We start from the raw sequence: 16,807 nt of genomic DNA, 5'->3' as shown, positions 1-16,807 counted from the left end.
TAAAATTGACGAGTTTTGGCAACATGGGAAAGTTATTAGGGCTCGAAAACTAAACTTTTAAAAAATTTTGTGAAGCAAGCGCCAACAACTAGGTGAGCGTTATTTTACCTTAACGCTTTGCTAAACCCGTTTAGAGCAGGAGTAGAATTAAACTAGTGTACATCTGAAAGGAAGAAAATGAAAAAATTTGCTTTAACTAGTGCCTACCTTGGCCTAGGTCTTTTGCCCGTAGCTTCTCTAGCGAGTTGCATATTTGAATCTGAACCAGTTAAGGAGCGCAAAAACAAAACACATAAATCTGCTGCGCGCCAACAATCCTACTCGACTATTTTTACTAACAAGCCAGTTCTGAATTTTAAAGAAGGGCGTTTTTATTCACCCGCGCAAGTCGGTCTTGAAACCATTTTACTAAGGAGCACCAGTTTGAAGTTGTAACTGCCGATGATTTGGCTGGTCAACTACAAACAAATCTTCGTGTCAAAAAGTCTGATGGTAGTAGTCAAATTTTAGAAAAGGAACTGATAATTTCGGGGTTTAAAAAAGTTAAACCGACTGAGTTTTTTGCCAAATTACGCAGCGCAGTGGCTTCAGAAAAAGAGATAGAAACCTCTTTAAAAACTAAGTTAGAAACGAATTTCTTTGAAAATGTTAATTCTCTAACAGCGAAAGATTTGGGCATCGATCACCACTTTGATTTTCGTCAAGCCCAGCACAAAGCGGAGGTGCTCAGTTATGACCAAGCTGCGGGGAAATTGGCAGTTGTTCTCACCGTTTCTCTGGGCGGAGAGACGACTTATTTACAGTTTGATGTAGTTGGTTTTAAGTCTGATGTTGACCCTGAAGTTAGTGCGCGTCTAAACCAAGTTCTTAAGGCGCTTAGCCAATTTGAAGATTCAGAAACTACCCGGTCTAATAAGCTGCCTTCCGTGCTCATGCAAAGAATCGGGGATGTTGACTTTTATGATCACTTGGGTGTTGGACCCTTGCCTAAGTTTGACCAGTTATCCGAAGATACGAAAATCACCTTTGAAAAAGGTCTTAATACTAGTGATTTAACCGGCCAAATTGAGTTAAAAATTACGATGCTTTTCAAACACAAAAACTTTGAGTACGCAAGAAGTAAAACGGTTATGATTAGCGGGTTTTTAACTTCAGATCGACATGAAAACCACGAACATCAAAACCATCAGCATCAAACTCACGCTCAAAAAATTAAAGACCACCTTGTCAAAAAAACCGTCTGAAAAACCAAGTACGACAAACTTCCGGCTTCAGCCGCTAAAAAGGCTTTTGTGGCGAGTGGAGGAGGGCTAACTAACTTAGGGTTGCCGGCTTTGCCGAGTTGATTATTTGATCAGGCGCAAATTAGTTTCACCGCTCAAGCTGCTGATGACCTAAGAGGTACACTAACACTTTTAGTTGAGATTAAAGTCGGTAAAGTGAGGTTAGAGACAAGCGTTTTGGTTGAGGGGTTTTACTTTGATGGCCCAAATCGCTTGGTAAAGGATTCAAAAATCCCTCGTGATCTCAAGGAATTTTTAGATCAAATTAGTAACGCAAAGACAAGTCTCAAGGATACGTTGCCCTCTCGTCTTAGAGGACTAAAGGGCAAGTTGACTTTTGCAAAGCTTGGATTCCAACCCTTGAGCAGCAAACGCAGACAAGACGCTAATTTTGAATTGTCAATTGTCGAGACCGATGACGATCTAGGACTAGTAAAACTTCTTGTTAGCACTTGACAAAGCGGCGAAAGAGAATCACTTGTCATCAATTTGCGAGGGTTTGAAACCAATTCATCGTACTTAGTAAAAATTGTCACCAAATTATCCCATCAATTACCGCGGACCATTTTTACCGAAAAAATTGCCTTCGGAAATCGTAAATGTCAACGAGCAGACTACTTTTGAAGATTTGGGAATCACTCTACCTGGGTGGGACGAAAGTCAAGCACCTAGGTTAAATTTAACGGTTAATCAAGCAAACGATGTGGCAGGAAGTGTCACGGTCAACCTAGAAATCGCCCGTGGGAAGGCCAGTGCTAGAGGTCCATTAACAATTCTTGGTTTTAGAAGCATTGATCCAGCAATTGCTAGCACCCTAGAAGATGTTTACAAATTAATCACTGAGCGCTTAGACAGGGTCAGAAGAGATTTAATGCCAACTAGTCTTATTACTTCATACGAAACGGTGTCTTTGGCGTGACTGGGTTTGTCCGACCTATCTAAGGAACAACTCAAAGGAACTAAGTACGACTTGCATGCGACAGAACTTGACGACGAAAAAGGTTTAATCAAGTGGCACATAGAGATTGAGAAGGATGGCTTTTACTTACGAAGAGATTACCTAATGAGCGGATTCGTGACCGCGCAGCAGTTTGACGAGGAAAAAGTAACCGAAGTTGTGCAAAAAATTCGTGAAAGAAACGGCGGGGACTTAACCACCGACAATTTCACGCTTAAAATTCGACCCTTTACTCATTACCACGGTTGGGACACTTCAAAAATTACCGCTGAAGACATCGCTCGCGACTACAGAGGTTTTGGCATCGAAATTCCCTCTAATCTTTACGGCGTAGATTTGCATTGGTCAGTAGTTAGTTCGCTAACTACTCGCAATACGTTGGTGTTCCAATTGTTAGTTAGTTTCCGCAAAGCAAGACATACGTTAACTTTCCACATCCATGGTTTTGAAAAATTAACCATTGAAACCGTTAACGATATTGTGGCAAAATTGCCGAGCCAAATGATTACATTTTTGGCGAAAAAAAGAGTTACTGACTATGTAGTCGGTCAAAGATACAGAAACTATCAATTGGGAATTGATGCCTTTGATGACCGAAGAATTGATTACTCTGACATTAGCTTGACAGTCTTAGAAACAGACGACCGCAAGGGCAAAGTCATCGTCTTGTTTAAGATTGTCAGCGGAAACTACAGCAAAGAAAAGAAGATTACAATTGAAAACTATTGAGATGACATTAGACGTCGAGTTGCTAGAGACAAAATTTCGGGTCAAATTGACGAGATTTTCCAAGAGTTTTACCATGATAAAGAGATAAGTGGTCTTTCTGCTCAGCAAACAAGCGGATTACTAAGCTACGATAAAACGAATCGATCAAATTGGTGAATTAACGGTGACCATCCAAAGTACGCTGTGGGGCAAAAATTTCCTGGCAGGAATTAGAACTGGCGACTAAGATGCCGGCTCTAAAACAAGCTTTAGAAAAAAATTGATCCTGATTGTCAGATCTTTTTTGAATTGGTGGAAATCCCCAGCGGAATTGATTTTCACGGCAGCATCAGAGTTAGACCCGTCATCCACCTGGTAGACCAGGAAGTTAGGGAACAGCACTCAATTATTATTAGCGGTTTCCAAAATTTTGAAGGTTACTTCCAGACTCAAGTTCTCAATTGAAAACAGCAAATCCCGGCTAAAATCGCAACCGATTCGCAAGGCCTAATCGGTTCACTAGTTAAGTATGTGGACATAGAAGATAGGATCTGGAGTCTCAAAGCTGATAGCATGAAAGTCAAGTCGTTCATGGAAATTACCGGCCTAGGCAAAAAATTACCAATTTTTACGTTTGATGGCAAATATACCCTGGAGGTGAAAGCAGTTATTTACGCCGATTTTCTTATTAGAGAAGATTTCATGTACCTACCTACATACCCAACCGAGGGTGAATTTGTGTTTGTGATCGGTCTTAAGGGACGAGAGTACGACGATTTTAACCAGAAAGTTTACGCTAACAAACTGAATCAGGAGAAGAGAAGTTTTAGCAAAACGTTGACCGGTTTTGAGTCAAAAGATAACATCGCTGGGGCTTTTAAAGAATGAATCAATTGGCCAAGACATTTTGGGTCAGATTGGGTACAAGACATTGACAAAACCCACTTTCGAGGAATTTTGCAACAAATTTACGGTTCAGAGACTTTGCCTGAGTTTCCAGCTGATTTATCAAATAATCCTATCCACGGCGTCAAGAGAAGACGTTTAGCAAAATTGTTGTCCCAGGCCACCAAAGAGCACCAAGAGCTTGATCAAATGGTGGCAATTGATTACGAAAAACCTTCCGATGTAGAAAAATGACTCAAGGCAATTAGCAGACAAAAACACTACGTTAGTTGAAAGAAAATACCCGCAGCCTGAAGATATACTTTTGAGGAAAGGGTCGCAACCTAAGGGTGCTTCTTGACCAAGCCGAACCTTACTTTAAATTCATCAAAATTGAAAAAGGTGATTTTAGTGATTACATGATTTTTAAAGTCGCAATTCGTTTCCGAACAATTTCACCCATAAAAGGCGATTTACCGGATCGCTGAATCGATAATCCGCCGACCTACGCCGGTACGCTCATACAAGATAGTCTGCTTCAACCGATCAACGGCATTTTTAAATTTCAATCACAAAGTAACATGAGAAATTTCATGTGGGATGTGGTGAGCAAAAGAGCAATTTAGAAGCCAAACTTTTCACTCCAAAGACCAAAAGTGATTTAGGAGTCAAAATTTTTGAAAGTTGAGGTGATCGCCGTCACAAAATTGAAGTTAAATTGCCAACTTTCGGGACAGTTGACACAATACCGGTTGATCTACAACCAACTTCAGTGGTTAATTCAAGAGCTAAAGAGTGGCTATTCGATCGTCAAGCTAACCTTTCCCGCGGCTTGTTCCTTTGGCCATATTTTAAAGGCAAAAATAACCCGGGTCAGTTGGCTGGTTACCGCATAGAAGATATTTTTGTTGCCAAACGTTACTCTCGCTTACCGGATAGATTTACAAATTACCCAATTGAGTTTAAAAAATACCTGGATGAACTTGGTGTAACGATTATGTTTGAGAAAATCTACACGAGCGGGTTTGATACCTCAGTAAGTTATAGATCCGAAAAATATAACGCCATCAGTCATTTCCGACCTTGACTTATTTACAATGCCCATCTATGGAAAAGTTGGGAAAAGAAACCTGTTACCTACGTCAACTCAGCTCAAAATCCAATTTTTATCAGAAGTGAAACCATTTGAGAATTTCACTACAAATTGCTAGCCCCTCCTAAGTAGGTTAAGTGCGTTATCAAGCGATGAGCGTTTGATCTAAAAAATCTTATTAACCTACCGCGATAGACTAGTTTTCTTGGAAGAGTGACTACCACTTACTTGAAACACGACCTTCGGCATTGGTTGAATCTTGGTGGCAAAACTTTGCAGTTGATTAAATCATCTTGGTTAATTAGATAAATCTTAGTTTACATCTGAAAGGAACAATGTGAGAAAGTTTACCTTACTCAGCACATTTTTAGGCCTAGGCGTTTTGTCGGCCACCTCTTTAGTTAGTTGCACCCTTGGGTTTGGATCGTCAGAACAAAACCGCCACCAAACTCCGCATAAGTCATCCGGAGTTAAAAAATCTTATTTGACAGTTTTAAATGACACAGCGGTTTTGGATTTTAAAAAGGGTCACTTGTATTCGCCTGCTCAAATGGGTCTTGCGCAAAATTTTAGTGAGCAGCACCAGTTTGAAGTTAAAGTTACCAATGATTTAACTGGTCAATTGCAAGCGGATCTTCGTTTGAAAAAAGTTGATGGAAGTAGTCAAATTTTAAAAACGGGGTTAACAATTTCCGGGTTTCAAAAAATCCGGCCGTCTGATTTTTTTGCAAGATTACGCGGCTGTTTACCTCCGCAGATGGAACTGACAACTTCTTTAGAACAAAAATTAGACGCCAGTTTTTTGACCGACATTAAATCTCTTGCCGCCAAAGACTTAGGAATTGACGACTATTTTGACTTTCGTCAAGCCGAGCACAAAATTAAAATCCTCCGTTACGAAGAATCTGCGGGCCAGTTAGAGATTATCTTAAGTGTTACCTTGGGCGGAGAGCAGCTAGATTTACCGCTTAAAGTAGTGGGTCTTAAGTCAAACGTTGACCCGAAGGTGGTCAAGCGCTTAGATGCAATTATGAAGGTACTGGAGAAATTTAAAGATGCAGAAACTACTCATTCTAACAAGTTGCCTTCGACGCTCATGCAAAGGATCGGGGATCACGACTTTTACGACCAACTAGGAGTTGGTAAATTTCCTGAGATTGACAAGTTGCCTGAGGGAATCCAAATTGCTTTTGAAAAGGGAGTTAACACGAGCGATTTAACCGGCCAAATTGAGTTAAAAACCAAAATGTTTTTTGAGTTTGATAACCAGGTGTTTCAAAAAAGCAAAACTGTTATGATCCGCGGGTTTTTAAATTCTGAAAAAGTCAAAGACCGCACAGATCAAACCCGCGCTCAAAAAATTAAAAACTACCTGCGAGAAAGTTTTGTTTGGAAAACAAAGCACGACAAACTGCCTGCTTCGGCTGCTAAAAAAGCGTTTGTAGCAAGTCAAGGTCGCTTAACTAATTTAGGACTACCTGCTTTACCGAGTTGACTGTTTGCAAATGCGCAGATCCACTTTACCGCAAAAGTCGCTGACGATCAGAAGGGTACACTAACTCTGCTAGCAGAGATCAAAGTTGGAAAGACAAAGTTAGAAACAAACGTTTTGGTTGAGGGTTTTTACCGTGATAGTGGCGACAATTTAAACAAAAATTTAGAAATTACTCCCGAGTTTAACAAACTTGTCAAACAAATTGATGGTTTGCGAACAAGTTTGAACGACCGATTGCCTTCAAGTTTGACAGAGCTAGATGGCAAATTAACTTTGGAAAAACTCGGTTTACAACCTTTGCCCGTTCAACCTAGAAAAAACATTAAGTTTGAATTTTCAATTGTTGAGACCGATGACGATTTAGGCACCATTAAGTTGCTCGTAAAAGATTTGACAGCCCACGGGAATGAAGATACACTGATCACTATCAAGGGCTACCAAACTAACTCGATGTACCTAGAAAAAATTTTCGCTACAAAGTTTGCTAACTTAGCACCAACTAGTTTTAGCGACAAGTTGCCCTCCGAACTTAAAAACGTTGGCAACAAAGTTACTTTCCAAGAGCTTGGATTAGCATCTAGCATTTGAACTGGACTTACTACGATTTAACGGTTAAAGAGTTTAATGACCTTCTAGGAACCATAAAAGTTGACCTAAAAATTGAGAGAGGCAAAACAAAACTAACCCGGGAGTTAACCGTTTTTGGTTTTAAAAGTGTTGATCCAGAGAATGGAAGGATTTTAGAAGAAGTTTACGAGGTAGTGGTCAATCGTTTATCTCAAGCAAATATAGCCCATGTGTTACCAAGTGATTTGTCTAGAGTAGGATCGTTAATTTTATTTGACACTTTTAATCTCAAAAAACCAACTGACGAAGAACTTCATCACGCTGAGCTTGATATGTACAAGGTTGACTATAACGATAAAGAGGGATGGATAAAAATTAACATCCACATTCAAATAAAAAGCTTACACTTGAGACGTAATTATGTCATGGGCGGTTTCATGACAAGACAAGAGCACGACCAAAACAAGGTCGCCAAAACTCTTAAATTTATCCGTGAAAAAACGGCATGGGTGACAACAGCGATAGTCACACGTTTAAGATCGAACCAGGTTCATACTACCATGGGCGTGATCCTTGAAAAATAACCGCCGAAGACATTGAACACAGATCTTCCGAGTTTGGAGTTACTTTGCCCCCGCGTCTTTACGGCGTAAAGTTGCAATGAGTGCTGATTAAAGAGTTAACCGACCGTGAATCAATAGTGTTTAGTTTGCTAGTTAGTTATGGTCAAGTAAGTCACACATTTGTCTTCAAGTTTAATGGTTTTGAGAGTCTTGACCAAAAAGATGTTGCGGATATAGTCGCAAAATTGCCCAGCAAAATGACAACCGCTTTCACCAAAAAGTTAGTCACTGATTTTGAAGTAGGCACAAAATACAGTTATGACCAACTTGGAATTGATCGTATTGACGATGCAAGATTAAATAACGCGGCCGTTAGTTGGAACGTTTTGGAAGTTGATGACACTAGCGGCGTAGTAACTGTCATGCTTGCCGTCAAAAGTGGTTCTCACAGTCAAGAAAAGAAAATCACGATTGAAAACTATTGAAACGACTCTAAGCGCGCCGCTGCTAAAGAAAAAATGTTGACTACGATTAACCTAATTTTTCAAGACTTTTACTACGATGTAAGGCTCAGCAGTCTTTCTGAAGATCAAATAAGCGAATTACTAAGTTACGACAAAACCGGTAAATCAAATTGGTGAATCAGTGGTGAGTACTCCGTCCGCCCTCTAGCTGAAGAGCTTTCTTTACACAAATTAGAATTAGTCAACAAGACGTCATTTTTGGAACAGATTTTAACCAAACTAGATCCTGATTGTCAACTCTTTTTTGAATTGGTAGAAATTCCCAATGGAACCAATTTTCACGGCAGCATCCTAGTCGCTCCCTTATCCGCTTGGTAGATCAGCAGGTCATTGCAGATCGTACAATTGTTATCAGCGGCTTCCCAAGTTTTGAAGATTACTTCTTTGAACATGTTATCAAGTGAAGAAAACAAATTCCAGCCCAAATAGCGACTGATTCGCAAGGTCTAATCGGTTCGCTAATTAAGTACACGGGGATAGACTCGGTTCTCCGGGACCTTACCTTTGATAGCACGAAAGCCAAGTCGTTTATGGAAATTACCGGTCTAGCCAAAAAATTCCCAACTTTTACGTTTGATGACGAATATACTCTGGAGATCAAAGCGACTCTTTACACCAATGCTCACGTGGAAGAAAGTTGATTTTTCTTAGATTCATACCCAACCGAGGGTGAATTTGTGTTTGTGATCGGTCTCAAGGGAAGAGAGTACGACGATTTCAACCAAAAGTCTACGCAAATGATTTTTACCGATACAAGAGAAGTTTTGTCAGAACGTTGACCGGATTTGATTCAAAGGAGAGCATCGCTGGAGCTTTTGAACAATGAATTAATTCACAGGAATACTTTACGTCTGACTTGCAAGTAGACGTTGACAAGAGCCACTTTCGAGGAATTTTGCAACAGATTTACGGATCCGACTCCTTACCTGAGTTTCCATCTGATTTAACAAACAATCCGATTCACAAAGCCAAGAAGAAAAAATTAGAAAAGTTATTGTCCAGGCTGAGAAGTTCCCGGAATTTGACAGAAGATTTGACTTGAAGGTGCCAATTAATTACGAAAAACCTTCTGACGTGCAAAAAATGACTCAAGGCAATTGACAGTCAAAGATACTACGTTAGTTGAAAAAAATTCCCGCGCTTTGAAAAGATACTTTTGAGAACGTCGGTCCTAATTTAAGAACGCTCTTTGACCAGGCTGAGCCTTATTTCAAATTCATTAGAATTGATAGTTCAAAAAATGGCTACCCTTACTACATGATTTTTGAAGCCGCAGTTATTTACCGGACAATTTCACCCGTAAAAGGTGATTCACCGGCTCGCTGAACTGATAATCCTTTGACTAATGCCAGTGCGCTCGTGAACGAGAGTTTAAGACTTCAACCGATCAACGGCATTTTTAAATTTCGTGTTCAAGATGACATGCATGGTTTCATGATAGATGTTGTGAATCAAAGGAAAAACTTAGAAACTAAACTTTTTACGCCAAAGATGCAAAGCGATTTAGGGACCAAAATTCTTAGAAGTTTCGATGGACATTACGTAATGGAAGTTAAGTTACCAGTTTTTGGCTCTTCCGATCCAGTGCATGACACATCCACGCCCTTAGATGCTAACCTTAAAGCTAAAGAGCAATTATTTGATAACCAGGCTAACCGTTCTGTGGTTTTCTCTTGCCGTATTTTACAGGCTTTTCTGCAGGCTTTTACAATCCGGGTGGGTTGAATGGCTACCGCATAGAAGACATTTTTGTTTCCCAACGCTACACCCGCATTCCGGGTAAATTTAAACAGCACACGATTGAATTTAAAAAGTACTTAGATGAACTTGGGATAACGATCGTGTTTGAGAAAATCTACGAAACCACGTTTAACCATAAGATAGGTTACAACGACAAAAAATATAACGCTGCCATTTATTTCCGACCTTGGCTTGTTTACAACACTTACCTTTGGACGAATTTACAACCCGAAACTCTCTTGTATGTCAATTCAACTCAAAAACCAAATTTAATCAGAAGTAGATACATTTGAGTGCTGTACTACAAACTGACTCCACCTATTTAGTCATTATTTGAAAAAATCCGCTAGAAAATGCGAAAACTTTGCAATTTATGGACGAAATTGTGTAGCAATGGCACTCCTAAAAATCTGGAATTGAAGCTAAATAGCAATTCCTCAAGTTGCGTGTGAAACTGCCCGGAACTTTTCCAACTAATTTCCCCAACGGTCAGTTGGGGATTTTTATTTGAAACTGATGGAGTTAAATCGTCAGTTTATCATTCGTGAGGAGACTTTGAAAAGAAGTTATCAATCAAATGCTTTCAGTTAGGTTGATGAGTTTCCAACGGTAAATTTAACGATTTCAAAATGGTATAATGGTTCAGAAAAGGAATTGAAAATGAAAAAAATATTTTTGCTTGCTACAAACTTAGGTTTAGTTACTTTACCCGTCGCCTCTTTGATGGCCTGTGGAAGCGCCTGAGAAAAAGAGGATGAGAAAAATCCAGATAAGGACGATAAGAAAAAAATCGTTAATCCGAAAGACTCTTACACAACAGCGCTGGGAAACATTAACACCCTAAACTTTGAAATTGGAAAACGTTACCAAGCTAGTGCATTAGGAATTGATGAAATTTTTAGCGATGAATTTGAGTTTGAAGTCAACGATTACGATGATCTAAAGGGAACACTAGTAGTTAGCGTAGAGCACGTTAAAAGTTCAACTGTGCTCCGTAACGACGTTCAAGTGCGCGGTTTTAAGTCGCTGAGTGCTGATGAGTTTTTAGAAACAGTGGTTAAAGACTTGCCCGATCGCAGTACATTAACTAGTGATTTATTAAAAAAACCAAAACCAAGCGACCTAGAGTTTTTAAAAACTTTAAGCGTTGAAACCTTGGGAATTGACAAGCACTTTAAATTTCGTAAGGCTCGACACCTGATTGATATCGTTTCTCATAACGATGCAGTCGGAGAAGTAGTCATTAACTTGGAAATTAGTATCGCGGGCCACACGTTAGAAAGACAGTTTACCGTCACCAACTTGGCATTAGAGGATCCAGTTTTAAAAGAGCGACTTGATCAAATTAACAAAGCACTGAAAAAGTTAAGAGACACTAATACCTCTTACGATGACGTATTGCCTTCAAGGGTAATGCAAAGAATCAACGACGCCGATTTTTGAGATCAACTCGGAATTGGACCTTTCCCCGAATTAAGCGAGGACATTAAAGTTGGTTTCAAACGCGGAGACAAGACTAGCGACGATGAAGGTCAAATTGAACTAATTATAGAGTTTAAAACTTCTAGCGACGGCAATTCTTTAATTAGAACTAAGAGAATCTTGATCAGCGGTTTTTTAACGACCGAAGGTACTAAGTACGATTTATCGCATGCTAAAGCCCAAGCAGTCAAAAACTACCTAGAAAACGAATGGAGAAAAATAACTAGGTTAAAACAAACCTTGCCTTCAGAAGTTAAGAAGAAGTTTTATTCAGGCCAACACCAAAACTTGTCTACGCTTGGTTTGGATGCTCTGCCTGAAAAGTACCAAAACGGCGTTAAAATGACGATAGATTTAGGGTTGCTGACGACCAGAGAGGAACGCTGGCATTGCTAATCACCATTAGTGTTGGTAAAGCTCAGTTGGAAGCAAACTTACTCATTCAAGGTTACGCGACAAACAAACAAATTAGCGACGAATTACGTCGTCAAACAAACCAAGAGTTGCAAGACCTGCTTAATTACATTAGACGAAATCGCGATCGAACCGTTTTTGATCAAAAGTTGCCATCGCAAGTTGGCGAGCCTCAAGAGACAACTAATTTTGAAAAACTTGGTTTGCAGGAGATTGATGAAGAGACCCAAACGGGTATAGCGATTCAACTGAGAATCAATTGAGTTAGCGATCAAAACGGAGAAATTGGGTTAGAGGTTAGTTTGAGTAAAAATAACCAATCACTTAACGACAGGCTCGTGGTGAGAGGGTACAAGAAAATCGCCCAAGTTATTAAGGAGCAACAAGAAAAGATCGCCGAAGAACTTAAGTCTTTGGTGGAATGAATCTCTCAAAATCTTGTTTCCACTTCTAACAATAGTGAGCGACCAAGTCAAATAGGTTCAGAAAACGCGCCGGTCACTTTGAATAGACTAGGTGTACAAAGTATTCCCGAAGAGAAAAGAAACGGAGCTTCAATCAGTTTTGAAATTGTCAACACCGACGATTTTGAAGGTAATCTTGAAGTAAAAGTTACCGCTTCCAAAGAAGATCAATCACGCTCCAAGAATTTTGTGATCACCGGTTACAAAACTCACGATCAAGAAATGGGCGAACTTCTTGAATGGATTGTGATTAACCGCGGACGCACGAGTTTAAGAGATAAACTTCCGAGTGAAATCGCTGCCGGGAAAACTTTGGTTAGTTTTAAAGAGTTAGGTTTACACGATTTACCGAAAAACTTGTTTGGTGAGTACGAAATTGAGATGGTTATCGACCAGGCAAACGACAATGACGGAACACTTGAGATTTCTTTAACAATTAGAAAAGATACTAAACAAGCCACCCACAAACGGGAAATCAAATGGAAAATTAAGGGATATAAAACTAACGATGAAGTTCTTAACATTCTCACCGCAAAAATAAAGTGAATTGAAGATAATCGTGGTTTGAGTGCCCACAGAGATAAAATGCCGAGTTCCATCGGAAGACCAGGGCAAAAAATTGATTTTAAAGCTCTAGGGATTGGTGATTTCAAAGAAATAAGCGACCAAGGCATTAATTTTGAAATTGTTTTTGTTAGTGCAGACGATGCCAAAGGTGAGGTGAAGATTAAAGTAACGCTTTCGCACCGGGGTGTCTCTCATGAAAGCGAAATTGCCATCAGAGGTTACCGGAAAATCTTAGATCAACTCGCACAAGTGATTGACTTAATTCAAAGCAGAGGATCGTTAACAAGAAAGAGTGGCAAGTTACCTAGTCAAATTGGTCAGGAAGACCAGATAGTTAGCTTTGATGACTTAGGGCTTGATGACTTAACAAAGCAGCAAAAACAAGGTGCCGAAATTATTTTGACTATTTTAGGTCTTAGTGATCGAAGGGGAACCGTCAAAGTCAAAGTTGAAGTTAGAAAAGAGTCTGAGTCAATAAGTTCGGAAATTACCGTGTCTGGGTTCAAGACGACCGAAGACCAAATTAAAGAGGTCAAAAAACAAGTTCAAGAACTGAGTGAATGAATTGATAATAATTGATCAAACACCTCTCTGAGCGACAAATTACCAACTAAGGTGGGTGTTCTTTACCAAGAAGTAGACGCTAAGCATCTTGGTCTTAAGCAACTACCGCAGACGTTTGGAGAAATTTTTGAACTCGCAATAAGAATTGAACGATTTGACGATCAACAAGGGGAGATTAGCGTTAAAATCACCATCACTAACTCCAACATTCAAACGGAAAAAATGCTTGTGATTAAAGGTTATAAAAGAGTTGGTGTCGTGGAAAGTCAACTAAACTTGGTTTTTGACTGAATTGGCAAAAATTGAACTCAAACCAGCAAGAGCGACATTATACCTTCCGAAATAGCTGCGCTAAAACAAGAGATTGATTACCAAAAATTGGGATTGATAAATTTACCAGATAGCTTTGTTAAAAACACGGAAATGAAATGCATTGTAGAAAAAATTGATGACCTGACGGGACAAGTAGTAATTAGAGTTGAGTTGACTAGAGAAGGGGTCAAAGCGAGTCGAAGTTTTACGATTGCAGGATTTAAAAAAGTTAGCGATCAATTGAATGAGTTGTTGGCTTTGATTAAGCAACGTTTACAAACGCTTAAAGTCAACGACAAGGTTGCCGATCACTTTGGCAAAGAAGGCAGTTTCTTGACGCTTTCTTCGTTAGATTTACTAGATCTAAATTTACGCAAAGCAATAGTTAAAATTTTGGTTGAAGCAGTTGACATTGAAAACGGTAAATTGACAATCACCTTAGAATTAAGCAAACAGGGAGTAGTCAAAAAGGAAACACTAACGCTGAAAGGATTTCTAAAAAAGAGTGATTTAGATATCCAAACAATCGCGGAAATGGTCAAGCAAATTCTTGAACTTAACAAGGCAGACGACGTTCGCAACATAAAAATTAAAATTGATCCCAAGTCGCGTTACTTTGACATTGATTTTGAAAAAATTACGGCTGAACTGATCGAAGATGACGCTTTGGGTTGAAAAATTGTTATGCCGCCAAAACATACCAAGCGATATCAAACTTAACTGGGAATTGGAATCTTTAGATAAAAAACTTAAACGCGTTGTTGTTAGATTGACTTTATCACGCGGCGGGGCTATTCAAACTCTAACGTTTACTTTGGAAGGTTTTAAGACGGAAATTGATCACTTGATTGACGTAAAATCAAATCAATTACCAGAACGACTTTCTTCTGATCTAGCGAGAACACTAGTCTCTAAGTTCAAACTTTTCCGTTCTTATCAGTTTGAAGAACTTGGGTAGATATTTCTAATTTTGAGGTTGAACCTTTGATATTTAAAGCAACCGTCCTAGGAAAAAGCGATGCCCTGGGAACTCTCACAGTTCGAGCAGATGTTTTAAGTCCAAGGTCTGACTATCTAAGGAGCAAAGAAGTAATTGTAGAAGGATTTTGGAACAATGCTAAACGAAAAAAGCTCACCAAGATTTACCCATTGTAATTGACAAGGTTTTTGATGGTTTCCATCACAACGACAAAATTGCCGGTTTATCTTACTAGAAGTTCAAGATCTTCGTGTGTACGATCAAACTACGCTGAACGATTTATTTATTGGCGACAACGAAAATTATTCTCTGGGCACTGAACTTACTCTTGAGAAACTGCATTTAAGCACGAAAACCGCATCGCTCAAAGATCAAATTAAGCAACTTGATCGCGATTACAGCGTTACATTTGAAATTGTTGAACGACCAGAAAGTGTTGATTTTCACGGAAGCATTCGAATTCGACCTATTCTCCATTTTATTGACCAAAAAATCCCTGGTCCACAAACGATTTTGATCGGAGGATTTAAATCTTTTGAAACATTTTTCCAAGAACATGTTCTTGAGTGAAGTAAGAAAATTGGCGACGATCTAAAAACAAATTCTCGCGGACTTAAAATGTCTCTGCTTAAAACCGTCAGAGAATCTAACAATAAGCTTGAATCGTTCATGAGACTTTCTGGTCTTGCAGATGTATTCCAGGATCAAACCATTAACGATAAATACCAACTTTCAGTTTTGGATATTGATTTTATGGGAGGCTACAGTACCTACTTAAGAGATAAGTTAGATGACGACAACGAACATCGCCATGAATTTCAGTTTGTGGTAGGTTTAAAAGGTAAGCGCTATGAAAAATTCAACCGCACGGTGGAAAAACGTATATACCGGGGAACGAATATTTGCTGGGAAGGGTTTTTGCAAAAACTGTTGTCGGCTTTAACACAAAGGATCAGGTTCTTCGGGAAGTTGTTCGTTTGCTTCAAGGTTTAAATCATCAACTCACTTGAAAACATCGGGGAAATCTTTCTCTTGACACTTCTCACCTACGCGGCGCGTTAGCGAACATGTATGGGCACGAGTCTTTGCCAGAGTTTGATTTCAACTGAGCTCACAATAAACCCAAAAACCATCATTTTTTGAATAAGTTTGGTGATAAAAAAATCAATCAGCAAAGCGGAGAAGTTGAAAGTTACTCAATTTCTTTTGACTACGAAAGCAGAGTTGATGTAGCCAGGTGGTTAGAATTAATTAACCAGGGTGGTAATTTTTACCGTGGAACAAGGTTCCGTTTGACCAAAATCAATTGTGAAATTTTAATCCCCCAGCTCGCGAACTACTGGGTAACGCGCTTTTGTACTTTCAGTTCACCACAATTGAGAGAACTGGCGACCCGAGTTCAGAAGATAGCAAAACAGTGATGAGGTTCAAAGTCGGTGTCCAAATGGTGCCTAACTCACCTGGTGGTGACATTCCACTAGTATCTCCTTATATTGATAACCAACAACTTTACCCGTCGACCGAAAAATACCTTCATGTTCTGCCAACAGAAGTCAAGATTGAGTTACCTAATAACTTCGGTCAACTACTTAAAAAGTATGTTGATGACGGAGATCATCTTCTAAATGGCCTAATAAGTAAGATGAGCAAGACCTTACCTCGTCAAGATTTCGACGGGAAAAGAGTGGAGGTTAAATTGTTGTCAAGTGGCGAAACCAACAAATTAGAAGTTTTTGATAATTATCATTATTCAGACCAACTTCGTTCACAATGGGCCCATCAATGGGGGCAAACCGCTTTAAAAACCTCGGCTTTTACTTACGATTCAGACAAACCTAATCAGCGAGAAACAAAGCACGGAAACACCTTATCAGGTATTTTGGGATTCAAAACCAATCAGACATGGAATTTGGAATTTATAAAAAATCTAAAAGCGATGGGCGTTATGGTGTTTTTTGAATTTGTCGAACGCAGTTATTGAACCGACTTTCCGGACGAAGGTGGTCACAATGCTAGTGTCAAGTATCGTCCGATTTTAATCTATAACAAAGCTTTGATTCCCGGTCCTGGTGCGTTTTGATCTAGATTTGATTACGTACCTATTCGAAATAAAATGGCCAAGCCGCTGATTGTAACTGGGAAAATTTGGGAAGTGTTTTACAAAATTGGTCATAAGTAATCTCAGAATCAAAAATTAATTCTTACAGTT

The 16,807-nt window shown here is 39.3% G+C and carries 17 protein-coding genes; all 17 read left to right on the top strand.

Annotated elements, in window-relative coordinates:
• Positions 1-177: 177 nt before the first annotated feature.
• The 17 genes from CSH31_RS04220 (at position 178) to CSH31_RS00350 (ending at position 16,777) form a co-directional block, all read left to right on the top strand.
• The gene (locus CSH31_RS04220; RefSeq protein ID WP_148668988.1) at positions 178-435 is read left to right on the top strand and encodes a hypothetical protein; all 258 of its coding nucleotides are present in this window, start codon (positions 178-180) and stop codon (positions 433-435) included.
• 11 nt (positions 436-446) lie between these two features.
• Positions 447-1,955 (top strand): lipoprotein 17-related variable surface protein, encoded by a 1,509-nt coding sequence (locus CSH31_RS00425; RefSeq protein ID WP_128008423.1) that lies wholly within the window; start codon positions 447-449, stop codon positions 1,953-1,955.
• Positions 1,864-3,183 (top strand): lipoprotein 17-related variable surface protein, encoded by a 1,320-nt coding sequence (locus CSH31_RS00420; protein ID WP_128008422.1) that lies wholly within the window; start codon positions 1,864-1,866, stop codon positions 3,181-3,183. Before CSH31_RS00425 ends, CSH31_RS00420 begins: the two co-directional genes overlap by 92 nt.
• A 78-nt stretch (positions 3,184-3,261) precedes the next feature.
• On the top strand, positions 3,262-4,182 hold the full coding sequence (locus CSH31_RS00415; RefSeq protein ID WP_128008421.1) for a hypothetical protein: 921 nt from the start codon (positions 3,262-3,264) through the stop codon (positions 4,180-4,182).
• A gap of 2 nt (positions 4,183-4,184) precedes the next feature.
• On the top strand, positions 4,185-4,460 hold the full coding sequence (locus tag CSH31_RS00410) for a hypothetical protein (RefSeq protein ID WP_128008420.1): 276 nt from the start codon (positions 4,185-4,187) through the stop codon (positions 4,458-4,460).
• A complete protein-coding gene (locus CSH31_RS00405) occupies positions 4,430-5,059 on the top strand; it encodes a hypothetical protein (protein WP_128008419.1) in 630 nt (209 codons plus the stop codon). The genes CSH31_RS00410 and CSH31_RS00405 overlap by 31 nt, the downstream gene beginning before the upstream one ends.
• 205 nt (positions 5,060-5,264) lie before the next feature.
• Complete coding sequence (locus CSH31_RS00400) at positions 5,265-7,031, top strand: lipoprotein 17-related variable surface protein (protein WP_128008418.1); 1,767 nt, start codon at positions 5,265-5,267, stop codon at positions 7,029-7,031.
• Positions 7,007-7,573, top strand: coding sequence for a lipoprotein 17-related variable surface protein (locus CSH31_RS00395; RefSeq protein ID WP_128008417.1), 567 nt, complete (start codon positions 7,007-7,009; stop codon positions 7,571-7,573). Before CSH31_RS00400 ends, CSH31_RS00395 begins: the two co-directional genes overlap by 25 nt.
• Positions 7,495-8,394: a hypothetical protein gene (locus CSH31_RS00390; RefSeq protein ID WP_161565603.1), complete on the top strand. Its 900-nt coding sequence runs from the start codon at positions 7,495-7,497 to the stop codon at positions 8,392-8,394. The genes CSH31_RS00395 and CSH31_RS00390 overlap by 79 nt, the downstream gene beginning before the upstream one ends.
• Entirely contained in the window at positions 8,388-8,942 is a 555-nt protein-coding gene (locus CSH31_RS00385) for a hypothetical protein (protein ID WP_128008415.1), read from the top strand. The genes CSH31_RS00390 and CSH31_RS00385 overlap by 7 nt, the downstream gene beginning before the upstream one ends.
• Before the next feature lie 256 nt (positions 8,943-9,198).
• Positions 9,199-9,816 (top strand): hypothetical protein, encoded by a 618-nt coding sequence (locus CSH31_RS00380; protein ID WP_128008414.1) that lies wholly within the window; start codon positions 9,199-9,201, stop codon positions 9,814-9,816.
• Positions 9,798-10,142 (top strand): hypothetical protein, encoded by a 345-nt coding sequence (locus CSH31_RS00375; RefSeq protein WP_128008413.1) that lies wholly within the window; start codon positions 9,798-9,800, stop codon positions 10,140-10,142. Before CSH31_RS00380 ends, CSH31_RS00375 begins: the two co-directional genes overlap by 19 nt.
• A 334-nt stretch (positions 10,143-10,476) precedes the next feature.
• Entirely contained in the window at positions 10,477-11,694 is a 1,218-nt protein-coding gene (locus CSH31_RS00370) for a lipoprotein 17-related variable surface protein (protein WP_128008412.1), read from the top strand.
• Positions 11,688-14,339, top strand: a complete 2,652-nt coding sequence (locus tag CSH31_RS00365) for a lipoprotein 17-related variable surface protein (protein WP_128008411.1) — start codon at positions 11,688-11,690, stop codon at positions 14,337-14,339. The genes CSH31_RS00370 and CSH31_RS00365 overlap by 7 nt, the downstream gene beginning before the upstream one ends.
• Positions 14,340-14,346: 7 nt before the next feature.
• Entirely contained in the window at positions 14,347-14,577 is a 231-nt protein-coding gene (locus tag CSH31_RS00360) for a hypothetical protein (RefSeq protein WP_128008410.1), read from the top strand.
• Positions 14,578-14,850: 273 nt separating this feature from the next.
• Positions 14,851-15,591: a hypothetical protein gene (locus CSH31_RS00355; RefSeq protein ID WP_128008409.1), complete on the top strand. Its 741-nt coding sequence runs from the start codon at positions 14,851-14,853 to the stop codon at positions 15,589-15,591.
• A 451-nt stretch (positions 15,592-16,042) separates the two neighbouring features.
• Entirely contained in the window at positions 16,043-16,777 is a 735-nt protein-coding gene (locus CSH31_RS00350; protein WP_161565602.1) for a hypothetical protein, read from the top strand.
• The last annotated feature ends 30 nt before the right edge of the window (positions 16,778-16,807 follow it).

Source organism: Mycoplasma sp. ATU-Cv-508 (assembly GCF_004011945.1).
Taxonomy (GTDB): Bacteria; Bacillota_I; Bacilli_A; order Mycoplasmatales; family Metamycoplasmataceae; genus RYZV01.
The sequence above is the reverse complement of the archived record's forward strand: the minus strand, read 5'-3'. Positions and strand labels throughout refer to the sequence as shown.